The organism is Pseudomonas sp. MNR3A (assembly GCF_009650575.1).
Classification (GTDB): domain Bacteria; phylum Pseudomonadota; class Gammaproteobacteria; order Pseudomonadales; family Pseudomonadaceae; genus Aquipseudomonas; species Aquipseudomonas machongensis.
On the sequence record NZ_VZZS01000015.1, the window covers coordinates 42,846 to 64,822 of the forward strand.

A 21,977-nucleotide genomic window follows, 5' to 3' on the forward strand; every position below is an offset into this window, starting at 1 on the left:
TGGTCAGATGGCCAACTATTTGAAATTCAAGGCGTTGTCATGAGCGAAGATGCACAAGATGTGGTGCTGGTGGTCGAGGACGAACCGGTCATCCGGATGATCCTGCGCGACTACCTGGCGGGCGAGGGCTATCACGTGCTGGTGGCCGAGGATGGTGAGCAGGCGTTCGCGATTCTGGCGAGCAAGCCGCACCTGGACCTGATGGTCACGGACTTTCGCCTGCCAGGCGGGATTTCCGGGGTTGATATCGCCGAGCCTGCGGTCAAGCTGCGCCCGGACCTCAAGGTGATCTTCATCAGCGGCTATCCCGCGGAGATCCTCGAGTCTGGCAGCCCGATCGCGCGCAAGGCGCCGATCCTGGCCAAACCGTTCGACCTCGACACCCTGCATGAACAGATCCAGGCATTGCTCAGATAACGGGACTTACACCGCCTTGGTGCTGAGCAATCGCACACCCAGCCCGATGAACAGCGCACCGGTGGCGCGTTTGAACCAGGCTGCCAGGCGCGAGGCCTTCAGGCGCTGGCCGAAGCGGTAGGCGGTGAAGCAGTAGAACGAATGCACCAGCCCGACGATGGCCGCGATACTGATGAACATTGCTGCGAACTGGCCGAAGATCGGCCGGCCAGGTTCAAGGAATTGTGGCAGGAAGGCGCAGAAGAACACCAAGGTCTTGGGGTTGCTCGCCGACACCAGGAAGGCTTCGACACCGATCCGCCATTTCGCGCGTGGCGCTACCGGGGTGATCTCGCCTGCGGGCAGCTTGGGCTTGTCCCGTGACAGCAACTGACGCAGGCCCAGATAGATCAGATACCCCGCACCCACCAGCTTCAACGCCAGAAATGCCGCCGGCAGCGAGATCAACAACGCACCGACGCCCATCGCCACACCGCTGATCAGCAGCAACTGCGCACTGAGGTTGCCCAGCAGCGTCATGCCCATGCCGGACGGGCCGTAACGCAGAGCGTTGCGTACGGTCAGCAGGACGTTGGGGCCCGGGGTGAGCGAGGTGATCAGATAGGCCAGGGAAAACGTCAGCCAGAGATGCAATGCCATGGAACGCGTTCCTTCGCAGGGGAAAGCGCCAAGATGTCAGTAATCGGCGCCGGATGCCATGGCAATGGGTTTTACTTCACTGTCCGTACCTGACAGAAGGCGTCGCTACCAGAGCGCCACGGCGCCCGCTGCAATGACCCGCCCGAACACCTCGAGCGCCTTGTCCACATCAGCCTCGGTGCTGTAGCGCCCCAGGCTGATGCGTACGCTGCTGCGTGCCTGCTGCTCGCTCAGCCCCAGGGCCAGCAGCACGTGGGATGCAGCGTTACTGGCCGAGTTGCACGCCGAGGTCGTGGAAATGGCCAGTTCGCTCGCCAATGCCGCACTGCTGAAGCCCTTGGCCTCGATGCACAGGTTCAAGGTGTGTGGGATGCGCTGTTCGGCACAACCGTTGAGGCTCACACCCGGCAAGGCCAGCAGGCCGTCACGCAGGCGTTGCGACAGTGCCTTGATCCGCTCGTGCTCGCTTGCGGCCAGGGCGCCGACCAGGGCGAAGGCACTTCCCATGCCGACGATCTGATGCCCCGGCAGCGTTCCGGAGCGCAGCCCACCTTCATGGCCACCACCATGCATCTGCGCCTGCAGGCAGGAGCGCGCGCGGCTGCCGACGTACAGTGCGCCAATGCCCTTGGGGCCGTAGGCCTTGTGTGCGGAAAACGACATCAGGTCGACGGCTTGGCGCGCCAGGTCGATGCTGACCTTGCCCACGGCCTGGGCGGCATCCACATGTAACAGTGCGCCATGTGCGCGTACGCATTCGCCGATCCGGCTGAAGTCGGTGGTGGTGCCCAGCTCGTTGTTGACCGCCATCAGCGATACCAGGCGGGTGTCGGCACGCAGGGCGGCCTGGACGGCTTCGGGCTGTATCAGCCCCTGTGCATCCGGCGCCAGCCTTGTGACCGCCCAGCCCTGGCGCTCCAGTTCGGCGGCCGTGTCGAGCACGGCCTTGTGTTCCAGCTGGCTGGTGATCAAGTGACCGGGCTGGCCGGCGCCCTGGGCGATGCCCTTGAGGGCGAGGTTGTTCGACTCGGTGGCACCGGACGTCCATACCAGCGATTCGGGCGCCGCGCCGACCTGTTCGGCGACCTGGCAACGGGCCTGTTCCACCAACTCGCGGGCGGCCTGGCCGAAGGCGTGACCGCTGGACGCAGGATTGCCGAAATGCGCCTGGTGGCCCATGCAGGCCAGCATGCTTTCGATGACCCGGTCATCGACTGGGGTGGTGGCGGCGTAGTCGAGGTACAGCGGTGAGTTGTGCATAGGTGGGACCGTGCGAGCAGAGGCTGAAGAATGATGTGAGCATGCTAGGGGAGTCGCGAGGGAAGAAGTTTTTCTTGTTTTCGCCTTTCTCAGTGTTCCGTAGAAATATTTTTCTGCTTGAGGCCAGCCAGAAGAAAACTATTCTGGCTGGCCGTTGCATCAAAGCCTCCAGCACCCTTCGAAGCGTTCGCAAACGCCGTATTGCCGGTCAAGCTGCGCCATGGCCCGCAGGTGTTCGAGCTTCGCTTCAGCGGTGATCTGGCGGTAGACCCGCGCGTAGTAACGGCTCATGTCGCGCATGCGAACCTCGCGGCTATTGTAGCGGTTACCCAACTCCAGACCCGCCCAGATCTGCAACTGCTGGTCCTGCACGCTGTTGAGGTACTTGCGGTTATTGTCGCGGAATCTGGCCTGGGCGAGGGGCTTGACCTGGCCAAGGGCTTGCTCGAAATGCTGCAGATTGGCGCGGTACTGGTCCCAGTAGGCATCGGGCAGCGTGGCATTGCCCAAGGCCTTGCGACGTTCGGCGATCTGCTGATCGGCCGGAGGTTGCTGCAGGTTGCCGGCTTGCAGTATGTCGATCACTGCGCCGGACGAGGCCAGGCTGTCATTGATGAGGCTTTCGATCATCGCGCTGCGTTGCACGGAGGCAGGCAGCGGAGTGGGCGGTAGCGGGAACAGCGGCGAGGTGCCGCTACAGCTTGCCAAGGGCTCATCGTTCAGCGGGTAGGGGATGCGTACATCCTTGCCGTCGATGCGTTGCAGGCGGGTGAGTTGAAGCATGCAGTAACCGTCGCTGCGGTCGACGCTCACTTCGTACTCCGAACCGGCGGCGGGGGTGAAGGTGACCCCGATCGAGCAGGGCGCGCCACCGGTGCTCAAGGTGTTGGCAAACAGATAGAGTGGCTGGTCGGGCTCCAGGCGGATCTCCAGGTAGCCACGGGTGTCGGCGGTGGGTGGCACGCGCATGTCGGCGCGACGGCGAGTGTCTCTGGCCAGGAAGTTGTTGAGCAGGCCGGTGGTGCTGCCCTCGCATCGGGGACCCCGGTAGACATCCAGCGTCGAGTTGGAGGTGTTGGAGACGTAGCGCAGTTTTGCCGCGTCAGTGCGGCTGCTGTCCTGGTAGGTGCCGTTGAAGCTGCAGGCGCCGAGCAGTGCGCAAGCGGCAACCAGAGTGATGGAGCGTGCTGCGGTGGCGAGCATGATCGTCCTTGAGCGTTGGGTGAGGGCGGCGCAGATGCTAGAGGTGATGGCACCGTTCGTCCAGTGTGCCATCATCGTATGCACCGCCTTCGCTCAGTCGGCAGCGGCCTGCGCGGCAATCTCTCGCTCATCCTGCGCCACCACCTGCTGGCACAGTTCGATGATCTGCTCGCGCATCCAGCGGTTGGCCGGGTCCTGATCAGTGCTTTCATGCCAGTACAGGTGCGTTTCCAGTGGCGGGACTTCTACCGGCAGCGTCAGGTAGCGCAACTGATGGCGGCGTGCGAAACGCTCAGGGACGGTCATCACCATGTCGGTCTGCTGCAGCACCTGCGAGGCCATCAGGTAGTGCTGGGAGCGCAGCGCGATCTTGCGCTGCACGCCCATCTTGCCCAGTGCCAGATCGACGTAGCCCAGGCCGTTGCGACGGCTGGAAATATGGATATGGGTCATGCCCAGGTAGCTGTCGAGGGTCAGCTTGGCCTCGCCCAAGGGGTGGCCTTGGCGCAGGGCACAGACATAGCGGTCCTGCATCAGCTTGACGTGGCGCACCTGTGGATCGGTGTTCAGCGGGGCATCGACAGCGAAGTCCAGGCGACCTGCGGCCAGCTCCTTGGTAGTCTCGCGCCGCTTGCACAGGAAGCTCTCGATCACCACGCCCGGCGCCAGGCGGCGCAAACGCTGGAACAGCAGCGGCAAGACCACCGCTTCGGTGAGGTCGGTCATGCTGATGCGGAAGGTCTTGCTGGCCTGCTGCGGATTGAAGATCCGGCTTTCCTGCACCGAGGTACGCAGCAGGGCCAGGGCATTACGCACCGGGCCGATGATGTTCTGTGCCATCGGTGTCGGCACCATGCCTTGGGCGGTGCGCACGAACAGCGGGTCGTTGAAGGTTTCGCGCAGGCGTGACAGGGCATTGGATACGGCAGGCTGAGTGATGCCGACGATCTGCCCGGCACGGGTCAGGTTGGCTTCGGTGTAGATGGCGTCGAAGACGATGAACAGGTTGAGATCGACCTTGCTGAGGTTCATAAGGGCGCCACGTGTTGTTGATGTTATTCGCCGATCATATATCGGTTATGAATGTTAATACACGCCGAAAATAGACTAGGTGGATTGACCTGCACTGCTCTAGGCTCTGCTGCATGTTCTTCATTCCGCAAAGGTAGCCCAGATGGATTTCGCCTATACGCCCAAGGTCCAGGCTCTGCGCGAGCGCGTCACTGCGTTCATGGACACTTATGTCTATCCCGCCGAAGCGGTGTTCGAGCGCCAGGTTGCCGAGGGTGACCGCTGGCAGCCCACCGCGATCATGGAGGAGCTCAAGGCCAAGGCCCGGGCCGAAGGGCTGTGGAACCTGTTTCTGCCTGAGTCCGAGTACGGCGCGGGGCTGACCAACCTGGAGTACGCACCGCTGGCCGAGATCATGGGGCGCTCGCTCCTGGGGCCAGAGCCTTTCAACTGCTCGGCGCCGGATACCGGCAACATGGAAGTGCTGGTGCGCTATGGCAGCGAGGCGCAGAAGCAGCAGTGGCTGGAACCGCTGCTGCGTGGCGAGATCCGCTCGGCCTTTGCCATGACCGAACCTGATGTGGCTTCCTCCGATGCCACCAACATGGCTGCCACCGCCGTGCGTGATGGTGACGAGTGGGTGATCAACGGGCGCAAGTGGTGGACCTCCGGCGCCTGCGACCCGCGCTGCAAGGTGATGATCTTCATGGGGCTGTCCAACCCCGATGGCCCGCGCCACCAGCAGCATTCGATGGTGCTGGTGCCTACCGATGCGCCCGGGGTGAAGATCGTGCGCCCGCTGCCGGTGTTCGGTTACGACGACGCGCCCCATGGTCATGCCGAGGTGCTGTTCGATAACGTGCGCGTGCCTTACGAGAACGTCATCCTTGGCGAAGGGCGTGGTTTCGAGATTGCCCAGGGGCGCCTGGGGCCGGGACGTATCCACCATTGCATGCGTTCGATCGGCATGGCCGAACGTGCCCTGGAGCTGATGTGCAAGCGTGCGGTAAGCCGCACCGCGTTCGGTCGGCCGCTGGCCCGGCTGGGAGGCAACGTCGACAAGATCGCCGACTCGCGGATGGAAATCGATATGGCGCGCCTGCTGACCCTCAAGGCGGCGTACATGATGGACACCGCCGGCAACAAGGTGGCGCGTAGCGAGATTGCCCAGATCAAGGTGGTGGCGCCGAACGTCGCGCTCAGGGTGATCGACCGCGCTATCCAGATTCATGGTGGTGCCGGTGTCAGCGGCGACTTCCCGCTGGCCTACATGTATGCCATGCAGCGCACCCTGCGCCTGGCCGACGGGCCCGACGAAGTGCATCGGGCGGCGATCGGCAAGTACGAGATCGGCAAGTATGTGCCCAAGGAGATGCTGCGCAGCGGGCAGTAAGCCCGCTGGGCAGGTCCTTGCCGTCAAGGGCCGGTGTGGTTCGTGGTAGGGGCCTTGGATGATCCTGGCGCGGTGTCGCCAGCGGTCGCTTCGGCCTTGCTCGGGCTGTCCTGGGCCAGGGCAGGTTCTTGCCCTTCGCTGCCTCGGGTCTTGAACAGCGACAGCACCACGCCGCCCAGCAGCAACCCGAATGTCACGCCCAGCGACAGCAGCGCCGGCACCTTGCCCACCAACCCGTGGTAGAAGATCTTGCAACCGATGAAGATCAGCACCAACGCCAGGGCGTACTTGAGGTAGACGAAGCGGTGCATCAAGGCTGACAGGGCGAAGTACAGCGAGCGCAGGCCGAGGATGGCGAAGATGTTCGAGGTGTAGACGATGAACGGGTCCTGGGTGATGGCGAAGATCGCCGGCACGCTGTCGACGGCAAATACCAGGTCGGCCAGTTCGATCAGCACCAGGGCGAGGAAAAGTGGGGTGGCGTAACGTAACGCCTTGCTCTGGCCGGGTGGTGTGAGACGGACGAAGAAGTGCTTGCCGTGGATCTGGTCAGTGACCCGCATGTGCCTGCGCACGAAGCGCAGCACCGGGTTGTTGGCCAGGTCCGGATGGCTATCTTCCCTGGAAAGCGCCATCTTCACCCCGGTGAACAGCAGGAACGCACCGAACAGGTAGAGCACCCAGGCGAAGTTCTGTACCAGCGCGGCGCCCACGCCAATCATGATCGCACGCAGGACTACCACGCCGAGGATGCCCCAGAACAGCACGCGGTGCTGGTAACGGCGAGGGATGGCGAAGAAGCTGAAGATCATCGCCATGACGAACACGTTGTCCATCGACAGCGACTGCTCGACCAGGAAGCCCGTGTAGAACTCCAATGCCGACTGGGCGCCAAGCTCGTACCACACCCATACCCCGAACAGTACGCCCACGCTGAAGTAGCCCGAGTAAAGCAGCAGGCTTTCGCGCATTTCGATTTCGCGTTCCTGGCGGTGCAGCACGCCCAGGTCGAGGACCAGCAGGGCGATGACGATGGTGACGAATACCAGCCACAGCCAGGTGCTGGTGCCGAGCAGGGGTGTTGTGAGGAATGTCTGCAGAGCTGTCATGAGCCCCTCCTTGATTGTCGACGTTGCATGGCAACAGTGATTCCGACATGGCGGCGCAAACCGTCAGAGGGGCCCGGCATCACATGGGTGTAAGCCTAGTCCATGGAGTGCCGGGGCCAAGGGGGAGGGGTGTTACATTTCTTTGCCTGATCACGGTTTCCCGAGCGCGTCGCCGACTTTCTGCGCCACTGCAGGTGGCATCCAGGCTTTCCAGACCTGTGGATGCTCGCGCAGGAATACCTTGGCCGCCTCTCGCGGGTCCTGGCGTTTCTCGCTCATGATGGCCAGGGCCTGGTTGAGGGTGTCGATTGGCAAGTCGACCTTTTCGAACAAGGCCACCAGGTCCGGGTATTGGGTCTTGAAGGCCTTCGATACACCAATCGACAGTTTGGCGGGCAGCGAACTGCTGCCACGTGGGGCGGGGTTGGCCGGGTCGGTCAAGGTGGCCCAGGCCTGGGCGTCATAAGCGGGCTCTTCCAGGCGCACGAAATCGAAGCGGCCCATCAGCGGTGTCGGGCTCCAGTAATAGAACAGCACCGGTTGGCCACGGCGAACAGCCGAGCTGACTTCAGCGTCGAGGGCGGCGCCTGAGCCGGTGCGGAAATTGCTGTAGAGCCCATCGAGCCCGTAGGCCTTGAGCTTCTGGCTGTTGACGATCTCTGAAGTCCAGCCGCTTGGGCTGTTGAGGAAGCGACCCTTGGTCGGCGCCTCGGGATCTTTGAATACCTGCGCATAGCGCTTGAGGTCGGCGACGCTCTTGAGTTCTGGCGCCAGCGGCTTCAGGTTGCGCGCCGGGTCGCCCTCGATTACGTATGCCGGCACATACCAGCCTTCGACTGCGTTCTTCACGGTGTCGCCCAAGGCGAACACCTCGCCCTTTTTCTCGGCGTCGACCCAGGCCGGGCTGCGCCCGGCCCATTCTTCGGCGATCACTTGCAGGTCGTTTTTCGCCAGCGCGACTTCCATGCTGACGGTGCTGCCGGGGAGGGTATCGGTGGGGTAGCCGTAACCGTTCTCGACGATCAGGCGCAGGATTTCGGTGGTCAGGGCGCCGCTTTCCCAGCCAATGGCGCCGAACTGGATGGGTTTGGCTGACTCGGCGCGTGCGGCGCTGTCGGTACTGGCCAGGCCCAGCGCGAGCAGCAGGCCGGCCAGCAAGGTTGGAATTTTCTTCATGATGGCCTCGTCGATTGCCAATTCGTGGGGTCGGGCAAAGTGTAGACGACGAGGGCAGCGGCCTGGTTCGGCGGCTGGCGGCGATCCCTGCGCGATGCCAGGCTGGCATCGCGCAGGCGTGTTCAGACCCGGAACTGGTCCATCAGCCCCTGCTGCTGGTTGGCCAGGCTGTTCAGCGACTGGCTGACCCGCGCCGACTCATTGGCCTGACCTGACAGCGATTCGGTCACGTCGCGGATGGTGGCCACGTTACTGTTGATCTCTTCGGCCACCGCGCTCTGTTCCTCGGCGGCCGAGGCGATCTGCAGGTTCATGTCGCTGATCACGGTGACCGCCTGGCCGATGCGCTGCAGCGCGGTGACCGCTTGGCCGACCTGCTCCACGCCGCCCTGGGCCTGACGATGACTGCTGTCCATGGCGCCAACCACCTCACGGGTGCCGGCCTGCAGCGACTCGATCACCTGGCGGGTCTCTTCCACCGACTCCTGGGTACGCCGCGCGAGGTTGCGGACTTCGTCGGCGACCACTGCGAAACCACGCCCGGCTTCCCCGGCGCGCGCGGCCTCGATGGCCGCATTGAGAGCCAACAGGTTGGTCTGCTCGGCGATGGAGCGAATCACCTCCAGCACCGAACCAATCTTCTCGCTGTTTTGCGCCAGCCCCTCGACCTGGGCCATGGCGCTGCTCATGTCGGCGGCCAGCGCATCGATGCTGTCAGTGGTCCGATCGATCACGGCCAGGCCTTCGCGGGTGGCCTGGTCGGCCTCGCGCGCGGCTTGCGCTGCCTGGGCCGCGCTGCGGGCGACGTCCTGGGCGGTGGCGCTCATTTCGTGGGAGGCGGTCGCGACCTGGTCGACCTGGCGGTACTGCTGCTCCATGCCCGCACTGGTTTCGCTGGCGATGGCAGCAGACTGGTCGGCCGTGCCGCGTGCTGCCTGCACTGAGCGTTTGACCTCGGCGATGGTGGGTTGCAGTTTGTCGAGGAAGCGGTTGAACCAGCCGGCCAGCTCACCCAGTTCGTCGCGCTTGTCGTAGTTCAGGCGACGGGTCAGGTCACCTTCGCCGCTGGCGATATCCTTGAGCATCGCTGCCACGCCGAGGATCGGCCGGGTTACCCCGCGCGCCATCAGCCACACCGCCAGCAGGCCGGCGATCGCCGCAGCCAGGCCCAGGCCCAGCTCGAGCAGGGTGCCGCTGGTGTTGAGCACGTCGAGTTCGCGCTTTAGCGCGTCGGCAGGGCCGGTCAGGGCGCTTTCCGGTACGTCGAGCAGCACACCCCAAGGCTTGCCGCCGGGAATCGGTGCGAACGCGGCCAGTACCTTGAGGCGTTGCTGGTCGTGAAGTACCTGCAGCTTGCCGGCGGTCAGCTTGCGCACCAGCTCGGCGCCCTGGCGGGTATCGACCTGGTCGAAGCGCTCGGCCAGCTTGCCGGCGTCCGGGCTGTAGCCGGCCAGCAGGCCCGCGGGGCTGAGGATGCCGACCTTGGTGCGACCTTCGTAGAGGCTGCGGCTGGCGTCTTCGCTCAGGGCCTGCAAGCTGTTCAGGTTGGTGTCGATGGACAGGGTACCGATCACCTTGCCGTCCACCATCAGCGGGAAGACGATGCTGGTCATCAGCACTTGCTGGCCAGCGATCTCATAGAAGTAGGGCTCGATCACGCAGACCTTGCCGGTGCTGCGCGGGCAGGCCCACCAGGTATTGGCCGCCTCGCCGCTGGGGCCGATCTGGGTGTTGGCCATATCACGCTCGGGCAACGCCATGGCGGTCAGTTGGCCCGCGCGCGGCTGCGACCAGTACAGGGCGAAGCGCCCGGTTTCGTTGCTGCCAAGCTCCGCGAGGCCGCTGAACAGTTTGTCCTTGCCGTCCAGGGCGTTGGCTTCGAATACCAGCGAAAGGCCGAGCAGGTCGGGGTTGGCCTGCAGGGCGGCGCGGACTTGGGCGGTCATGTCCTGGCGCAGGTCGTGGGCGTCGATGAAGCGGTTTTCGGCCTGTTCGCGCAGGAACAGGACCTGACGGGCGAAGCCGGCACCGTACTGGTAGGCGTCCATGAACTGACGGCGAATGCTCAGGGCCTGGACCTCGCCTTGAGATTCGATACGGGCCTGGGCGGATTCGGTGAGCATCTGCGAGCTGCTGGCTTTGACCAGATCCGAGCTGTGGTCCATGCGATACAACGAGAGGCCGACGAGCAATGTGACGATGCTGGCCAGGCACAACCCGGCGAGCAGGGTGATCTTCCATTGGATGGAAAGTTGACGCAACGGCATGGTGTACATCCCTTGTAATAGTAGAGCTGGGGCTGACGACTGTTTCGGCGGGACCGGGCTTTTCTTTATATGAACGTTCAATAAAGATAAAAACGCCTATACAAACGCCATCCCTCGGCAGTTTTGACATCCTCCTCCCAGTGCTTCAGAGTGTGCGCCCTCCATAACAACACCCATGGTCCGGCCGCTGCCCAGCGCAGCTTGTCGCCGGAGCGCCCGCTTTTTGTCTGTCGTAATGAGGTATTGCACACCATGAATGCAGTGATCGCCGCGGTCGGTATCATGCTGGTACTGAGCTTGTCCCGCGTGCATGTGGTCATCGCCCTGATCGTTGGCGCCCTGACCGGGGGCCTGGTCGGTGGCCTGGGGATCGAGGGCACGCTCGCGGCCTTCAATGGCGGCCTGGGCGGCGGCGCGACGGTGGCGTTGTCGTACGCGTTGCTCGGCGCCTTCGCCGTGGCCATCGCCAAATCGGGCCTGGCTCACGCCCTGGCTGACCGCGCCCTGGCGATGATCGACCGCCAGGGGCAGGCACAGAGCGGTAAGCTCAAGTGGCTGTTGATCGGCCTGATGCTGGTGGTTGCGGTGTCGTCGCAGAACGTTCTGCCGATTCACATCGCCTTCATCCCGCTGTTGGTGCCGCCGCTCTTGTACGTGCTGACACGCCTGCGCATCGACCGGCGCCTGATCGCCTGCGTGATCACCTTCGGCCTGATTACCCCGTACATCTTCCTGCCCGTGGGTTTTGGCAACATCTTCCTCAACCAGATCCTGCTGGCCAACGTCAGCCGCGCGGGCGTGGACATCAGCGGCGTCAACGTCACCCACGCGATGGCCATCCCGGCGGCGGGCATGCTCGTTGGCCTGCTGGTGGCGGTGTTCATCAGCTATCGGCGCAAGCGTGACTACGACCTGGCGCGCATCGAAGAGGTCGAGCAGGTCAGTGTGCAGTACAACCCACTGACGTTGCTGGTGGCCGGCGCAGCCATCGCTGCGGCGTTCATCATCCAGTTGTGGCTGGATTCGATGATCATCGGTGCGATGGTCGGTTTCCTGATCTTCTCGCTGTCGGGCATCGTGCGCTGGCGCGAGACCGACGATCTGTTCACCGAGGGCATGAAAATGATGGCCATGATCGGCTTCATCATGATCGCGGCCTCGGGCTTTGCCGAGGTGATGAAGGCCACCGGCGAGGTGAAGAGCCTGGTCGAGACCTCGGCGCAGTGGATCGACCACAGCAAGGGTATCGGTGCCTTGCTGATGCTGCTGGTGGGGTTGCTGGTGACCATGGGCATCGGCTCGTCCTTCTCCACCGTGCCGATTCTTGCCGCGATCTTCGTGCCGCTGTGTGTGCAGTTGGGCTTCGACCCGCTGGCCACGGTGTGCATCGTCGGCACGGCCGGTGCGTTGGGCGACGCTGGCTCGCCTGCCTCGGACTCGACCTTGGGGCCGACCTCGGGCCTGAACGTCGATGGCCAGCATCACCATATCTGGGACACGGTGGTGCCGACCTTCATTCATTACAACCTGCCGCTGCTGGCGTTTGGCTGGGTAGCGGCGATGGTGCTTTAGGCCCGATCGGATCGATTGTCGCTAACCGGTAGGGCTGGCATCATGCCCGAAGCGTGAATCAATCGCTTCGGGAGCACCTCCAATGAACACACCTCGTGCCGAATCGCCGCTGCCGGAAGACCTGCGCGTCTTCCTCACGGTGATCCGCAAGTCAGGTTTTGCAGCGGCAGCGGACGAACTGGGCTTGTCACCAGCCTATGTCAGCAAGCGCATCCGCTTGCTGGAGGTGGCGCTGGGCACGCGGCTGCTGCACCGTAACGCCCGCAGCATTGCCCTCACCGACGCCGGAGAGCGTGCCCAGCGCTGGGCCATCCGCATTCTCGGTGACATGGACGACTTCGTCGGCGAGATGAAACAGGTGCGCCAGGAGCCGCGCGGCGTGCTGCACCTGTGCAGCAGCTTCGGCTTCGGCCGCAACCATGTCGCACCTGCTGTGGCGCAGTTGTCGGCGGCGTATCCGGCCCTGGAGATTCGCCTGGACGTGTTCGACCGTGTGGTGGATATCGTCGCCGAAGGCTTCGACCTTGAAATCCGTATCGGCGACGACCTGCCGGCGCAGCACATCGGGCGCAAGCTTGCGAGCAATCAGCGCGTGCTGTGCGCCACGCCCGAATACCTTGCCCAGCGTGGTACGCCGCTGAATCTCAAGGATCTCGACAATCACGACTGCCTGGTGCTCAAGGAGCGCAACAACCCGTTCGGTGTGTGGCAATTGCAGCATGCCGGGCGTGAAGAAACGATGCGGGTCAGCGGGCCGCTGTCGTCGAACAATGGCGAGATCGTCCTGCAGTGGGCGCTGGGCGGGCGGGGCATCCTGCTGCGTTCGTACTGGGATGTACGGCCGCTGCTGGAGAGCGGTCGGCTGGTGCAGGTGCTGCATGATTACACCCAGAGCGCCAACGTCTGGGCGGTGTACCCGACGCGCCTGGCGGACTCGGCGAAACTGCGCGTGTGCGTGGAGTTTCTCGAGCGGCACTTCAGGGTGTTGCTGGGTTGAAGCCAGGGGCCACGCCGTGGCCCCTGTTGCGTTCAGTTGAACAGGCCCAGCAGCAGGGTTGCGCCGATCACCGTCGCGGCGCCGCCCAGGCGCGTGGAGATCTGCGCGAAAGGCATCAGCCCCATGCGGTTGCATGCCGAAAGAATCGCCACATCGCCAGTGCCGCCCAACCCACTGTGGCAGCAGGTGACGATGGCCGACTCGACCGGATACATCTTCAGCAGATTGCCGATCAGGAATCCTGCCAGGGTCATGGCCAACACCACCGAGGCACAGACCAGTACATAGCCGATGGAGAACACGCCCATCACGCTTTCCAGGGGTACATAGAGCATGCCCAGGCCGATCATCACCGGCCAGATGAAGGCTGTCGACACTAGCTTGTAGAACTGCTTGCTGCCTTTTTCCAGGTGCGTGGGCAGTACGCGCAGGTATTTGAACAGGACCGCGACCACGATCATCATCACCGGCCCCGGGATGTGCACCAGCTTCTCCAGCAGGCCGCCGAGGACGAAGAAGGTACAGATCAGCAGCACACCAGCACCCATGTAGCGGAAGTCGATGGCCTCGTCGTCGGCCTGCTCCTTGAACTTGTCGTTTTCTTCGCGAGCGCGGATCAGCATGCCGTCACCGCTGAGCTGCGGGCGCTTGCCGGCCAGGCGCGCGAGGGCGCCGGCGCAGATGATCGCGACGATGTTGCCCACCACGGCTGCTGGCACCAGTTGCGCCACGTACTGCTCGGGGCTGCCGCCGAGAATGTGTGCATAGGCCAGCGACAAGGGCAGGATGCCTTCGCCGATGCCGCCGCCGATGATCGGCACGATGATGTAGAAGAAGGTGTGGTGGACCGAATAGCCGAACAGCACGCCCACCAGTATTCCCGCCGCGATCGCCGCCAGGGTGCCGGCCACCAGCGGCACGAACATGCGCATCATGCCCTGGACCAGGATGAAGCGGTTCATGCCCAGGATGCTGCCCACCACCAGGCTTGCGATGACGAAATAAAGGAAGTTGGCATCCTTCATCAGCATCTTCGTCGCATCCAGCGTGGCACTGCCGAAGAAGCCATGGAACACCAGCACCGAGGGCAACAGCAGGCAGAGGATCGCACCGCCACCAATTTCCTTGAGCAGTGGCAGGCGCTGGCCGAGCTGGCCGAAGAACACGCCCATGGTCATGATCACCGCCAGGCCACCGATCATGGTCTTGGGCAGGTAACCGAAGTGTGCCGAGCAGAACACGATCAGGGCGATGCCGATGAAACAGGGCAGGGGGATCACACCGATCGGGTAGGTGAGCAGCGCGTTGAGCCGGCGCTGGACGGGCGTGTGTTCGGCGCTGGGCGCCAGGGTCTTGTTCATGTGCATGTCCTCTATTTGTTGTTGTACGAGGAGCCGTGAAGCGCCGCCCGTGTCCGGGCGGGCTTGTGTCGTCCCTGGCGGCTCAGGCCAGCCACGGATTAGCCTGCAGATGCCGTGCTTCGAAGGCGCGGATCTGTTCGGTACGTTGCAGCGTGCTGCCGATGGCATCGAGCCCCAGCAGCAACGCCTGCTTGCGCAACTGATCGATCTCAAAGTCGATGCTGCGACCGTCGTGCAGCGCAATCCGTTGTTGCTCCAGGTCGATGCTCAGTTCAGCGCTGCCGGGCTCGCTGACCCATTGCCCGATCTCTTTGACTTGGGCCTCCTCGAGCTGGATCAGCAGTACGCCGTTGCGCTGGCAGTTGTCGAAGAAAATCCCGGCAAAGCTGCTGCCGATCAACGCGCGGATCCCCAGTTGCTTGAGGCCCCATACCGCGTGTTCGCGGCTCGAGCCGCAGCCGAAGTTGGGGCCGACCACCAGAAAGCGCGCGTCCTGCCAGGGTGCCTGGTTGAGCACGAACTCAGGGTTCGGCGCGCCGCCCGCGGCAAAGCGCAGGTCGAAGAACACCCCACGGTCCAAGCCATTGCGATCGATGCCCTTGAGAAACTGCTTGGGCATGATCACGTCGGTGTCGACGTTGGCGGCCAGGAATGGGGCGGCGATACCCGTTTCGGTGAGGAAGGGTTGCATGGCTCAGGCCTCCAGGGGAAAAGTGCGGACATCGATCAGGTGGCCGCTGACGGCTGCGGCGGCGACCATCGCTGGGCTCATCAGGTGCGTACGTGCACCGGCGCCCTGGCGGCCCTCGAAGTTGCGGTTGGTGCTCGACGCGCAGCGGTCACCGGGGCTGAGTACGTCGTCATTCATTGCCAGGCACATGGAGCAGCCCGACTGCCGCCATTCGAAACCGGCATCGACGAACAGCTGCGCCAGGCCCTCGCGCTCGGCCTGTTCACGCACCTGGGTGGAGCCGGGCACGATCATTGCGCGCACCCCTGCCGCGACCTGGCGTCCGCGCACCACGCGGGCGGCATCGCGCAGATCTTCGATGCGGGCGTTGGTGCACGAGCCGATGAAGGCATGGCTGATGGGGATCTGGTCGAGCTGCATGCCGGGTGTCAGGTCCATGTAGCGCAAGGCGCGTTGCAGGTCCTGGCGGCGGATCAGGTCAGGTTCGTGCAGCGGGTCAGGCACCTGCTGGTCGATAGGGGCGGCCTGGTCGGGGCTGGTGCCCCAGGTCACCATGGGCGCCAGCTCGCCGACATCGAGGGCAACCTCAAGATCGAACTGCGCGCCCGGGTCGCTGAACAGCGTGTCGCGCCAGCGCTGCACTGCCTGCTCCCAGAGTTCGCCCTTGGGCGCGCGGGGCTTGTCGGCAAGGTAGTCGTAAACCTTCTGGTCGGGCGCCATGAAGGCACCTCGGGCACCGGCCTCCACGGCCATGTTGCAGATGGTCATGCGCGCCTCGACGCTCAGGGCGCTGATGGTCGGGCCGGTGAACTCGATGGCATAGCCGGTCGCACCGGAGGCACCGATGCGGCGGATCAGTTGCATGATGATGTCTTTGGAGACCAGGCCTGCACCCAGTTCGCCGGTCACCGTGACGCGCAGAGTCTTCAGGCGCTTGTAGACCAGGGTCTGGGTGGCCAGCAGGTGCTCGATCTCCGAGGTGCCGATGCCGAAACCGAAGGCGCCCAGCGCGCCGTAGGTGGTGGTGTGGCTGTCGCCGGCAGCGACCACCATGCCGGGCAGGATGAAACCTTGCTCGGGCGCCACCACGTGCTCGATGCCTTGGCGCTTGTCCAGCACATCGAACAGTTCGATGCCGAAGTCGCGGCAGTTCTGCTCGAAGTAGGAGACCTGCAGTGCGCCGCCAGCGTCAGGCATGGTGGCGATGCGCTCGGGGGCGGTGGGGTTGACGTGGTCGACCACCGCCAGCGTACAGGCCGGGCGCCAGACCTGCCGCCCGGCTTCGCGCAGGCCGCTGAAGGCCTGGGGGCTGGTGTATTCGTTGGCGACCTGGCGGTCGATGTACAGCAGCACATGGCCCTGGTCGTCCAGGGTGCAGACGGTGTGGGCGTCGAGGTGCTTGTCGTAGAGGGTTCTGGGGCGATGCATGGCTGTCACTCGCGATCGAATGGTCATGGGCGTAGGCGTCACGGTAAGCGCCTGGGTCCAGCTTATTCCGTTCGGATCGTGGAACAACGCAGCCAACGTAATGCTGTGCTGCACGAATCGTGCAGCATGCCGGGCGAGCATCCTGGCTGGTATGCTCTGCAGCGAACCCACCTGAAGAGACCACCATGGCAAGGCCGCGAAAACAGGACAGCAGCGACAGCGACGTCAAGGCACAGATCATCGATGCCGCATTGCGGGTGATCCAGCGCGACGGTTCGGTGTGCGCCACCTACCGGCGCATCGCCAGCGAGGCCGGGGTTTCGCCAGGGACCATGACCTACCACTTCAGCACCATCCAGGAGATCGTCGCGGCAGCCTTCGTCAAGATGACCAACCGCATCGCCGATCAGTACTTCACCCGCCTGGGCGATGCGCGTGATGCCGAGCATGCCCGCGAACTGCTGGCCGACCTGATCTGTGGCGAGCTGTGGAAAGCTTCCGGGCAGATGCTGCTGATCTTCGAACTCTATGCCTTCGTCTCGCGCCACCCCGACTACACCTACATCATGGATGACTGGATGGCCCGCTCGCGGGCGGCGCTGCAGGTGCATTTCGACGAGAAGACCGCGCGGGCGCTGGATGCGCTGATCGAAGGCTTCACCATTCACAATGCGCTGAGCCGCACGGTGGTAAGCCGGGACGACATCCTGGCATTGATCCGTGCGGTGTCATGAGCCTGACGCCGGTGCGCACGGCCAGGGCTGCAAAAAAAGCCCCGCGGACCAAGGTCGGCGGGGCAAAGAGTTGGGGGAGGGACCAACCAAAGGAGTCGTTGCAACGGATCGCGTGAGGGTTACTTCACGCTGGCCACGGTGTCTGGCTGCCAGCCGCCACCCAAGGCCTTGTAGATCGAGACGATGCCGCGATACAGCTCGACTTCGCCCTGGGCCTGGGCATCTTCGGCGGCAAGCTTTTCGCGCTCGGCATCGAGCAACACCAGGTAATCCACCGTGCCTTCGCGGTAGCGCACCGAGGCCAGTTCTGCCGCCTTGCCGCTGGCATCGCTCTGGCGGATCAGCGACAGCAGGCGCTGCTGGCGCTTGCCGTAATCGCTGAACGCATTGGAGGACTCTTCCAGTGCCAGCAGTACCTGTTGCTCATAGGTCGCCAGCGCGCCTTCGGCGTCGGCCTTGGCGCCGCGCAAGCGGGCACGCACGCTGCCCAGGTCGAAGGCGGCCCAGCTGATGGTCGGGCCCAGTGCCCAGGCATTGGCAGCGGACGAACCGATCTGCGAGCCACGCCCAGCGGTGAAGCCCAGGAAGCCGCTCAGGCTGACCCGTGGGAACAGGTCGGCGGTGGCGACGCCCACATTGGCGGTGGCGGCGGCGAGTTGACGCTCGGCGCTGCGGATGTCCGGACGGCGGCGCAGCAGTTCACCCGGATCACCCACCGGCAGCGCCTTGGCGATTGCAGGCAGTTGCTTGGGCGACAGGTCCACGCTCAGTGCGTCCGGGCGCTCACCCAGCAGGGTGGCGATACGGTTGCGTGCCCGCACCTGCTCGGCCTGCAGTTGCGGCACGGTGGCCTCGACTGCCGCCAGGCGGGCATCGGCACGCACCACATCCAGCTCGTTGCCGACCCCGGTGTCGCGCAGGGTCACGGTGATGCTGCGCGAGTCTTGCTGGGTCTTGAGGTTGGCCAGGGCGATCTTTTCGCGCAACTGAGCGCCACGCAGCTGGCCGTAGGCATCCACCAGCTCGGCGATCAGGCTGACCTGCAGTTGTTGCAGGTCGGCTTCGGCGGCGTCTTCCTGAGCCTTGCTGGCCTCGATCTGACGCTGGATGCGGCCGAACAGATCGACCTCCCAGGCCATGTCCAGGCCCAGGTCGTAGCGCTCGGTGTTGACTCGGCGATCGGTCTGGCCGGGTACCTGGCCCTTGCCGATGTCGCTGCTGGCGCGGCTGGTGACCACCGGCAGGTCGTCGTTGGAGACGTCCTCGCGGATCGAGCGCGCGGCCTTGAGGCGGGCGAAGGCCACGCGCAGGTCACGGTTGCCCTGCAGCGATGCCTGCACCAGCTGGTTCAGGGTCGGGTCGTCGAACTGCTTCCACCAGCTGCTTTCGAAGCGGCTGCGGTCCAGGGCCTTGGCCGGCGTTTCGGTATCGAAACGCGCAGGCTGGGTGTCTGGGGTCTTGTAGTCCGGGCCCACCGCGCAGGCCGCCAGGGCCAGCGCCAGAAGGCTAGGAGTCAGGGGTTTGAGCAGGTTCATGCATGATTCTCCAGCGCTTGCACTCGCTCGGCCTTGCGGGCCTGGCGACGTTCGACGTGACGGCGGATCAGGTTGAAGAACACCGGCGTCAGGAACAGGCCGAACACGGTCACCCCGATCATCCCCGAGAACACCGCCACGCCCATGGCATGACGCATCTCGGCACCGGCACCGGAGGAGAACACCAGCGGCACCACACCCATGATGAAGGCGATCGAGGTCATCAGGATCGGACGCAGACGCAGGCGGCAGGCTTCCAGCACGGCGGCCAGTGGGTCCAGGCCCTCGGCCTGCTTGTCCTTGGCGAACTCGACGATGAGGATCGCGTTCTTGCACGCCAGGCCCACCAGTACGATCAGGCCGATCTGGGTGAAGATGTTGTTGTCACCCCCGGAAATGATCACGCCGGTGATGGCCGACAGCAGGGTCATCGGTACGATCAGGATCACCGCCAGTGGCAGGCTCCAGCTTTCGTACTGGGCAGCCAGCACCAGGAAGGCCAGCAGTACGCAGAGCGGGAACACGAACAGCGCGGTGTTGCCCGAGAGGATCTGCTGGTAGGTCAGGTCGGTCCACTCGTAGGTCATGCCGTTGGGCAGTTCTTCCTTCAGCAGTTTCTCGATCGCCGCCTCGGCCTGGCCGGAGCTGTAGCCTGGGGCTGCGGCACCGTTGATTTCGGCGGTGATGAAGCCGTTGTAGTGCATCACGCGGTCGGGACCGGAGGTGTCGCTGACCTTGAGGAAGGTCGCCAGCGGGATCATCTCGCCCAGGTTGTTGCGCACCTTCAACTGGCCAATCTGCTCGGCGTCGAGACGGAACTGCTGTTCAGCCTGGACGTTGACCTGGTAGGTCCGGCCAAAGCGGTTGAAGTCGTTGGTGTACAGCGAGCCCAGGTAGACCTGCAGGGTGTCGAAGATGTCGGTGATCGCCACGCCATGGGTCTTGGCCTTTTCCCGGTCGATGGCAGCATCGACCTGCGGCACGTTGACCTGGTAGCTGGTGAACAACCCGGCGAGCTCAGGCACGCTGCGGCTCTTGGCGATGACGTTCTGGGTTTCCTTGTACAGCGCCTCGTAGCCCAGGTTGCCGCGGTCCTCGATCTGCAGGCGGAAGCCGCCAATGGTGCCCAGGCCCTGTACCGGCGGCGGTGGGAAGATCGCGATGTAGGCGTCCTGGATATCGGCGAACTGCGCGTTCAGCGCTGCGGCGATGGCTTGTGCCGACTGGCTCGGGTCCTTGCGCTCATCGAACGGCTTGAGCGGGGTGAACACGATGCCGCTGTTGGGGCTGTTGGTGAAGCCGTTGATCGACAGGCCCGGGAAGGCCACCGAGTCGGCAACGCCTGGTTGCTTGAGGGCGATTTCGCTCATGCGCTTGATCACTGCCTCCGTGCGGTCGAGGCTGGCGGCGTCAGGCAACTGGGCGAAGGCCACCAGGTATTGCTTGTCCTGCGCCGGGACGAAGCCGGTCGGCGTGGACGAGAAGCCCAGGTAGGTCAGGCCCATCAGGCCGGCATACACGAACAGGGCGATGCCGCTGGAACGAATGACCCGGCGTACGCCACCGACGTAGCTGTTGCTGGCACGGTCGAAGAAGCGGTTGAACGGCGCGAACAGCCAGCTGCCCAGCAGTTTTTCCAGGAACCGCGAGAAACGGTCCTTGGGCGCGTGGTGGTCCTTGAGCAGCACCGCGGCCAGGGCCGGCGACAGGGTCAGCGAGTTGAACGCCGAGATCACGGTCGAGATGGCGATGGTCAGGGCGAACTGCTTGTAGAACTGCCCGGTAAGGCCGGAAATGAATGCCGCCGGTACGAACACCGCGCACAGTACCAGGGCGGTGGCGATGATCGGGCCGGTCACCTCGCTCATGGCTTTTTGCGTGGCCTCCATGGGCTGCAGGCCCAGGCCGATGTTGCGCTCGACGTTTTCCACCACGACGATGGCGTCGTCCACCACGATCCCGATCGCCAGGACCAGGCCGAATAGTGACAAGGCGTTGAGCGAGAAGCCGAACAGATGCATCACCGCGAAGGTACCGATCAGCGAGACCGGTACGGCCATCAGCGGGATGATCGAGGCGCGCCAGGTCTGCAGGAACAGGATCACGACCAGCACGACCAGCACCAGGGCTTCGAACAGGGTGTGCACCACCGCTTCGATCGAGCCGCGGACGAACACGGTCGGGTCATAGACGATGCTGTAGTCCATCCCTTCCGGGAAGTCCTTCTTCAGCTCGGCCATCTTCGCCCGTACTTCGTCGGAGATCTCGATGGCGTTGGAGCCAGGGCGCTGGAAGATCGGGATCGCTACCGCCGGCTGGTTGTTCAGCAGCGAACGCAGGGCGTACTGGCTGGAGCCCAGCTCGACGCGTGCGATGTCTTTCAGGCGGGTGATCTCGCCGTCGGCGCCGGCGCGGATGATGATGTTCTCGAACTCTTCCTCACTGACCAGACGGCCCTGGGTGTTGATCGACAACTGGAAGCTGGTCGAGCCGGGGGCGGGCGGTGCGCCCAACTGACCGGCAGCGACCTGGCGGTTCTGTTCGCGGATCGCCGCGACCACGTCACTGGCAGTCAGGTTGCGCGAAGCGGTCTTGTTCGGGTCCAGCCACACACGCAGGGAGTAGTCGCCCATGCCGAACAGTTGCACGTCACCGACACCGCCCAGGCGCGCCAGCTCATCCTTGATGTTGAGGATGGCGTAGTTGGACAGGTAGAGCATGTCGTAGCGCTGGTCCGGCGAGGTCAGGTGCACGACCATGGTCAGGTCGGGCGAGGCCTTGTCGACGGTGATACCGATGCGCGTCACTTCCTCGGGCAGCTTGGGCTGGGTCCGGGTCACGCGGTTCTGTACCTGCACCTGCGCGTTGTCCAGGTCGGTGCCCAGGGCGAAGGTGATGGTCAGGGTCAGCTTGCCATCGGCGGTGGACTGCGAGGACATGTAGAGCATGTTCTCGACACCGGTAATGGCTTGTTCAAGCGGTGCGGCGACGGTTTCGCCGATCACCTTGGGGTTGGCGCCCGGGAAGTTGGCGCGCACGACCACGGTCGGTGGCACCACTTCAGGGTATTCGCTGATCGGCAACTGGAACAGCGAGATGCCACCGGCGATCAGCAGCACGAGCGAGAGCACGGCGGCGAAGATCGGGCGGGTGATGAAGAATTTCGAGAAGTTCATCGATGTTG

At 64.1% G+C, this 21,977-nt stretch carries 17 protein-coding genes and 1 pseudogene; 5 read left to right on the forward strand and 13 right to left on the reverse strand.

Going from position 1 to position 21,977, the window contains the following annotated elements:
* Positions 1–39 precede the first annotated feature (39 nt).
* On the forward strand, positions 40–417 hold the full coding sequence (locus F6X62_RS11400) for a response regulator (RefSeq protein WP_065862796.1): 378 nt from the start codon (positions 40–42) through the stop codon (positions 415–417).
* Between the two features lie 6 nt (positions 418–423).
* Here F6X62_RS11400 and F6X62_RS11405 read toward each other — a convergent pair whose 3' ends face one another.
* From F6X62_RS11405 to F6X62_RS11420, 4 genes are all read right to left on the reverse strand, one after another.
* Positions 424–1,056 carry a LysE family translocator gene (locus F6X62_RS11405; RefSeq protein ID WP_153773542.1) on the reverse strand — a complete coding sequence of 211 codons (633 nt, stop codon included), beginning with the start codon at positions 1,054–1,056 and terminating at the stop codon, positions 424–426.
* A gap of 105 nt (positions 1,057–1,161) precedes the next feature.
* Positions 1,162–2,316 (reverse strand): cysteine desulfurase family protein, encoded by a 1,155-nt coding sequence (locus F6X62_RS11410; RefSeq protein WP_153773543.1) that lies wholly within the window; start codon positions 2,314–2,316, stop codon positions 1,162–1,164.
* Between the two features lie 159 nt (positions 2,317–2,475).
* Positions 2,476–3,519, reverse strand: a complete 1,044-nt coding sequence (locus F6X62_RS11415) for a hypothetical protein (protein ID WP_153773544.1) — start codon at positions 3,517–3,519, stop codon at positions 2,476–2,478.
* A gap of 93 nt (positions 3,520–3,612) precedes the next feature.
* Positions 3,613–4,551, reverse strand: coding sequence for a LysR family transcriptional regulator (locus F6X62_RS11420; protein WP_054891282.1), 939 nt, complete (start codon positions 4,549–4,551; stop codon positions 3,613–3,615).
* Positions 4,552–4,693: 142 nt separating this feature from the next.
* Here F6X62_RS11420 and F6X62_RS11425 point away from each other — a divergent pair, with 142 nt between their 5' ends.
* Positions 4,694–5,923 carry an acyl-CoA dehydrogenase gene (locus tag F6X62_RS11425; RefSeq protein ID WP_153773545.1) on the forward strand — a complete coding sequence of 410 codons (1,230 nt, stop codon included), beginning with the start codon at positions 4,694–4,696 and terminating at the stop codon, positions 5,921–5,923.
* A 23-nt stretch (positions 5,924–5,946) separates the two neighbouring features.
* Here F6X62_RS11425 and F6X62_RS11430 read toward each other — a convergent pair whose 3' ends face one another.
* From F6X62_RS11430 to F6X62_RS25640, 4 genes and pseudogenes are all read right to left on the reverse strand, one after another.
* Positions 5,947–7,032 (reverse strand): TerC family protein, encoded by a 1,086-nt coding sequence (locus F6X62_RS11430; RefSeq protein WP_232233037.1) that lies wholly within the window; start codon positions 7,030–7,032, stop codon positions 5,947–5,949.
* 150 nt (positions 7,033–7,182) lie between these two features.
* Complete coding sequence (locus F6X62_RS11435; RefSeq protein WP_153773546.1) at positions 7,183–8,208, reverse strand: ABC transporter substrate-binding protein; 1,026 nt, start codon at positions 8,206–8,208, stop codon at positions 7,183–7,185.
* Positions 8,209–8,330: 122 nt separating this feature from the next.
* Positions 8,331–9,086, reverse strand: a complete 756-nt coding sequence (locus tag F6X62_RS25635) for a methyl-accepting chemotaxis protein (RefSeq protein ID WP_371926297.1) — start codon at positions 9,084–9,086, stop codon at positions 8,331–8,333.
* Between the two features lie 102 nt (positions 9,087–9,188).
* Positions 9,189–10,484: pseudogene (locus F6X62_RS25640) on the reverse strand (HAMP domain-containing protein); the annotation flags it as partial.
* A gap of 243 nt (positions 10,485–10,727) precedes the next feature.
* Between F6X62_RS25640 and F6X62_RS11445 the strand changes: the two are divergent.
* Positions 10,728–12,047 carry a Na+/H+ antiporter family protein gene (locus F6X62_RS11445; protein ID WP_151924765.1) on the forward strand — a complete coding sequence of 440 codons (1,320 nt, stop codon included), beginning with the start codon at positions 10,728–10,730 and terminating at the stop codon, positions 12,045–12,047.
* Between the two features lie 82 nt (positions 12,048–12,129).
* Complete coding sequence (locus F6X62_RS11450; RefSeq protein WP_153773548.1) at positions 12,130–13,044, forward strand: LysR substrate-binding domain-containing protein; 915 nt, start codon at positions 12,130–12,132, stop codon at positions 13,042–13,044.
* A gap of 32 nt (positions 13,045–13,076) precedes the next feature.
* Here the strand turns inward: F6X62_RS11450 and F6X62_RS11455 are convergent, their stop codons facing one another.
* The 3 genes from F6X62_RS11455 to leuC form a co-directional block, all read right to left on the reverse strand.
* Positions 13,077–14,405 (reverse strand): 2-hydroxycarboxylate transporter family protein, encoded by a 1,329-nt coding sequence (locus F6X62_RS11455; RefSeq protein WP_256674027.1) that lies wholly within the window; start codon positions 14,403–14,405, stop codon positions 13,077–13,079.
* Between the two features lie 82 nt (positions 14,406–14,487).
* Positions 14,488–15,096 carry a 3-isopropylmalate dehydratase small subunit gene (gene leuD / locus F6X62_RS11460; protein WP_153773550.1) on the reverse strand — a complete coding sequence of 203 codons (609 nt, stop codon included), beginning with the start codon at positions 15,094–15,096 and terminating at the stop codon, positions 14,488–14,490.
* A gap of 3 nt (positions 15,097–15,099) precedes the next feature.
* Positions 15,100–16,524 (reverse strand): 3-isopropylmalate dehydratase large subunit, encoded by a 1,425-nt coding sequence (gene leuC / locus F6X62_RS11465; RefSeq protein WP_153773551.1) that lies wholly within the window; start codon positions 16,522–16,524, stop codon positions 15,100–15,102.
* A gap of 185 nt (positions 16,525–16,709) precedes the next feature.
* Here leuC and F6X62_RS11470 point away from each other — a divergent pair, with 185 nt between their 5' ends.
* Positions 16,710–17,258 (forward strand): TetR/AcrR family transcriptional regulator, encoded by a 549-nt coding sequence (locus F6X62_RS11470; protein ID WP_063544805.1) that lies wholly within the window; start codon positions 16,710–16,712, stop codon positions 17,256–17,258.
* A gap of 119 nt (positions 17,259–17,377) precedes the next feature.
* Here the strand turns inward: F6X62_RS11470 and F6X62_RS11475 are convergent, their stop codons facing one another.
* Positions 17,378–18,793 (reverse strand): efflux transporter outer membrane subunit, encoded by a 1,416-nt coding sequence (locus F6X62_RS11475; RefSeq protein WP_054891293.1) that lies wholly within the window; start codon positions 18,791–18,793, stop codon positions 17,378–17,380.
* A complete protein-coding gene (locus F6X62_RS11480; RefSeq protein ID WP_054891294.1) occupies positions 18,790–21,969 on the reverse strand; it encodes an efflux RND transporter permease subunit in 3,180 nt (1,059 codons plus the stop codon). Before F6X62_RS11480 ends, F6X62_RS11475 begins: the two co-directional genes overlap by 4 nt.
* Positions 21,970–21,977: the final 8 nt, after the last annotated feature.